Source organism: Capsulimonas sp. (genome assembly GCF_039929585.1).
Lineage (GTDB): Bacteria > Armatimonadota > Armatimonadia > Armatimonadales > Capsulimonadaceae > Capsulimonas.
This window is the reverse complement of record NZ_JBDSQY010000346.1, coordinates 1-4,381: the sequence shown is the minus strand read 5'-3', so window position 1 is coordinate 4,381 and position 4,381 is coordinate 1. Positions and strand designations below refer to the sequence as shown.

The following is a 4,381-nucleotide window of genomic DNA, read 5'->3' as shown; positions in this document are numbered from 1 at the left end:
CTTCGGCCGAAGGCCGGGGGTAGGTCATATGTGAGAGGGGATGGCCAGGGCAGGTCACGAAGGACAGAAGCACCGGGGGATGAGGGCCAAATCCTAATCGTCATCATCCTTGATTCGCGCGGAAGACAACGTATAACGGCGTTCCGGCGGCGTGGTTCCTTTGATGGAGCGCCACAGGATGTCGTTGAGCTGTTCGTCGGGCGCGGATTCTTCTTTGAGCGTGTTGAGCAGGCGGGCGCTGTCGGCGGCGCGATAGGCGGTCTTGATATTGACTTCCGCAAGGATATCGCGCGCGGGAAGAACGGCGGCGTAAGGCTCCGCGTTGACGGCGCTCTTCTGGAAGATGTCCATGGGAGGAGCGATGGCGTCATACTGTGTCATCGGAGGCAGACCGAGCAGCAGTTCTATTGTACGCAGGGCGCTGTCCGTGTTGTAGAAGCGACTATCATGGGTCGCTTTTTCAATGAATGGGCTGATGACATAGGCCGTCGAGCGGTGCGCGTCCACGTGATCGTAGCCGTGCTGCGCGTCATCCTCCACCACGACAATTACCGACGATTTCCAGTAGGGGCTGTGGCTGATGATGTCCGCGATCTGCCCGACCGCATAGTCGTTGTCCGCGATCATCGCGAGCGGCGACGAGCAGCCGTCCCAAGTCCCCGCCGTATGGTCGCGCGGCAGACAAATCATGGAGAAACGCGGCAGGTTCCCGTTTTTGACGTACTCGGCGAATTCGCGCTTCCAGGCGGAGACGCGGGAGGGCGCGTTGTACTTGCCGTAGGCTTTCATCTGGCGCGGCGCGGGGGTCAGTTTGGCGTCGATCCAGGCATCGCTGTCGGCGTAGTTCGTATCCCACAAACGAAACTCTTCGCAGGTCTTGCCGACCAGTGTCTTCCTGGTCGGACTGTTGGAAACGCCTTCCGTTCCTTCCGTCGCCGATTTGCGCGGGACGTCGAAGTCGTCGGTAAAGAAGCCGTAATTGCGGAACGAAACGCCATGGGCGGCGCATTGATCCCAGATGTAACCGCCCGCAGGATGGTTGGCGTCGGGGATGTCGAAGCGGTCCACGGAGATCCCGTTGTTGCTGCCCTGGAAATCGTACGGACGGCGGCGGCCGCCATAGTTGTGCGCGACATTGCGCTCGTTAAACTCCGAAGCGATGGAGGCGGTGGACCAGTTCCAGCCGTCCCCGGAGACCTCGGCGCAGCAATAGAAGTTATCGAGCAGCACAAAGCGCTCGGCCAGTGCGTGCTGGTTAGGCGTGATGTCGCGGCCGTACAGCGCAAGCGCCGGGTCGCCGTTCCCTGTCGGCACATCCCCTAGAACCTGATCGTAGGTGCGGTTCTCTTTGATAATGTAAAAGACGTGCTTGATTCCCGGATTTTGGAACTTCTTCTTCTTTCGAGCAGCGCCCTGATTGTTCGTGAGGACTTGGGCGGTGAGTGTCTTAAGCGGCGGCAGGGCGGCCAAATCAATCGTCGTCACCGTGCCGTCGATGATGTTCTGAATATACTGCGGCGAATCGGCGAGGTCCTTGCGCGGCTCGCTGTTCGGATTGCGAACTCCGACGCCTTTGGCGTTGGCGACAAACAATCGCTTGCCGTCTGGCGAGATCACGGCTCCCGTGGGGTACCAGCCGACCGGCAAATACCCAGCCAGCTTTGCTTCGGGAAGGTTCACGACTCCGACGGCGTTCATATCGCCAAGTGTCACGTACAGCGTCTTCTCGTCGGCCGACAGCCCCAGGCCGGTCGGGGTCGCGCCGGGCAGTCCGCGCATGTTGTCGGGGCGCATTAAGATGGTATGCGTCACACGATCCGTGCGGGTGTCGATGATGCTGACGGTGTCACTGCCGGCGTTGGCGACAAACAATCGTCCCTGCGATTTATCCAGGAGCAGACCGATCGGCTGCGTTCCCGTCGCGATCTCCCGAACGGACTTGCCCGTCTCCGGATCGATCACCGCGACGTTTCCTCGCTGCTCGCTGGTGACGTACACCTTGCGGCCCGCGTCCGCGCCCGCCGTGACGGCGGCGACGGCAAAGGGATAGCCGGGCAGATCGACATTCGCCGTTTCCGCCCCGGACGCCGTGTCGAGTATTCGCAGTGAGGCGCGCATACCCGACTTCGCATTGGCGCTGTTATCGGCGACATACAGATGCGCGGCGTCCGCGCTCAGCGCAAGGCCCGCCGCATAGGCCACATCGCCGCCCGGCTCCGGCGCAAGCGTCAGTGTTTTGCCGGTATCCGTCAGTTTTCCATCGCCGTCCAAGGACAGCACGCTCACGATGCCTTCGCCGCCGCGCGAGGCGTAGACAGTGGTGACGCCGCCTTCCGTCTTGCCGCAGACCAGTCCATAGTAAAGGTCCTGCTTGTTATCGACCAGCGTGCTCTTTTTGTTAAAGTCCAGTTGACTGACCAGTGCGCCGTCACTCGCGCGCAGCACGGAGAGATACTCGCGCATGCCTGCGGTCGTGACAAGAATATAATTGCCGTCCGGCGACAGGATCAAATTCGCCGGAAAGCTGCCGACATTGGTCTGCTGGCCTTCGGGGGTCAGTTTTTTGCCGGTCACCAGAGGCAGGTTTGCGTCTTTGGGGGGCGCGACCGGAGCTATCGGCGTCGCCGCCATCACCGCCGCCGCGCCGATCGCCGCCAGTGCGCCGGCGACGATCCATTGTATTCGTCGCATCGTTCCGTTGTTTCCTTCGAGGGTAAAGCAGCGCAGGACTGCGCAAATCCCAACAATTTTACCAGGATGACGTTAAGAAACGACTAAACGGCGCGCACCCAGGGCGTTATTGCTTAGCGGCAGGCGGCGCTACACCCGCCTGCTGCATCTGCATCGCCATAGCTTCCGGGGATTTCGTATGCAGAACGATCGGATGCCCCGGGGTCGCGACAATCGGCGGCGCCGCTGTGAGTGTCGGGTCCGAGGCCTCCTTCTTATTCGCAATCGCGAACAAAACCGCGATGATGATCAGAGCGCCCAGCCCCGCGACCAGCCACTTATTGACTGGGCGAGGATTGTTAACGACGACTGCATGATTTGCCATTTCCCGTCACGCCTCCTTGCGATCTTTAAATGTCGGTATTTCCGGACTTTGTCAGCGACCAGAGATACTTGCTGAAATCGAGGATTAAGATATTGTTTCGGTCGGCGCCCGTATTCCAATTGGTTCCCGCAGCCAGGTTGCCAGGCGTCATCCACTTGACATGACCATCGCAGAACATCACATTCGTCCCGCCAGTATGCCGCACGGAGACGCGATCCGTGTTGGTATTACCGGGCTCTTCGCCGGCAACGCCATAGGAGCCGGGACTGCCCGAGCCTGCGGTCGCGGCCTGATCCCAGCCTTGATGGCTTCCCCAGCTCCAGGAGGTGCAGGCAACTGGAGCCAGCCATGTCGCCGGCGCGCCGGTCCAATATCGGTACATCCACGCCGTATCGGCGTCGTAGAAGAGAGGCTTGGCGTCGACCGCAAAGACGGTTTCTGAGGGTGACTCCATCTGGCTCTGCGGAACGGGGATGCCCTGATGCCCTTCGCCCGCCTCACTCGCCGGATCGTTGAAGGCGGTTTTCGTGCTTTGGTCGCATCCCGGCTCGGGATTCATATAATCCGCGTTGATCGCGTAACTGGAATTGACGGCTTGCAGGTATCCCGGGTCAGAGAAGGAGATCGTGTCCCCCTGAAACCGCGTGAATTTTGTGGCGAGACTGCTGGAGTCGCTGGGGCATCGGAACACCAACCAGGACTTGGTGTAAGGCTGCAGCGCGATTGTCCAGGTGACTAGCTGTTTCACGCCGCCGGGATAGACGAAATAATCAACCATCGGCTCGCGATCGTCGTTGTCGCCGATATATTGAAGGTTGGCCAGCGCGATCTGCTTTTCATTGCTGGCGCACGAGGTCTGCCTCGCCTTCTCACGGGCTTTGGCGAAGACCGGAAAGAGTATTGAGGCGAGAATCGCTATAATAGCGATCACAACGAGTAATTCTATCAGAGTAAAGCCACCCGTAGAGGCGGATCGAGAGTTGGATGGAAGTCGTTTCATGTTCCGTTTCCTGTTTTACGATCAGCACAGATCTTCGATTGCGCGGCGATGCATACGATTGTGCAGGCGATTTGAAGTTTACCGTGTGATGATTAAGAGGAGATGAAGTGAGTGTTATGAATGTGTTAAATAATATTCATATTTTCATGAAGCCGGCTGACAAGCGTCAGTGCATCATCGCGCCGGAATCAGAGTTTTGGTGACAACTCCACGCTGATAAATCAGCGGGCTTCTACGCTTCCACGGAAGCGAGGCTCTGTTGTCCCAGAGCCAAAATATTGACAGCGGCATTGGTATCGCGATCCAAGGAAAGTCCGCACATCGGA

Annotated in this window: 3 protein-coding genes; all 3 read right to left on the bottom strand. The window is 59.1% G+C overall.

Annotation, left to right across the window (positions count from 1 at the left end):
- Nucleotides 1-93: 93 nt before the first annotated feature.
- On the bottom strand, nucleotides 94-2,691 hold the full coding sequence (locus ABIZ35_RS26635; protein ID WP_348222975.1) for an alkaline phosphatase family protein: 2,598 nt from the start codon (nucleotides 2,689-2,691) through the stop codon (nucleotides 94-96).
- A gap of 106 nt (nucleotides 2,692-2,797) precedes the next feature.
- The gene (locus ABIZ35_RS26630; RefSeq protein ID WP_348222974.1) at nucleotides 2,798-3,055 is read right to left on the bottom strand and encodes a hypothetical protein; all 258 of its coding nucleotides are present in this window, start codon (nucleotides 3,053-3,055) and stop codon (nucleotides 2,798-2,800) included.
- A 25-nt stretch (nucleotides 3,056-3,080) separates the two neighbouring features.
- Nucleotides 3,081-4,055: an H-X9-DG-CTERM domain-containing protein gene (locus tag ABIZ35_RS26625; protein WP_348222973.1), complete on the bottom strand. Its 975-nt coding sequence runs from the start codon at nucleotides 4,053-4,055 to the stop codon at nucleotides 3,081-3,083.
- Nucleotides 4,056-4,381 lie beyond the last annotated feature (326 nt).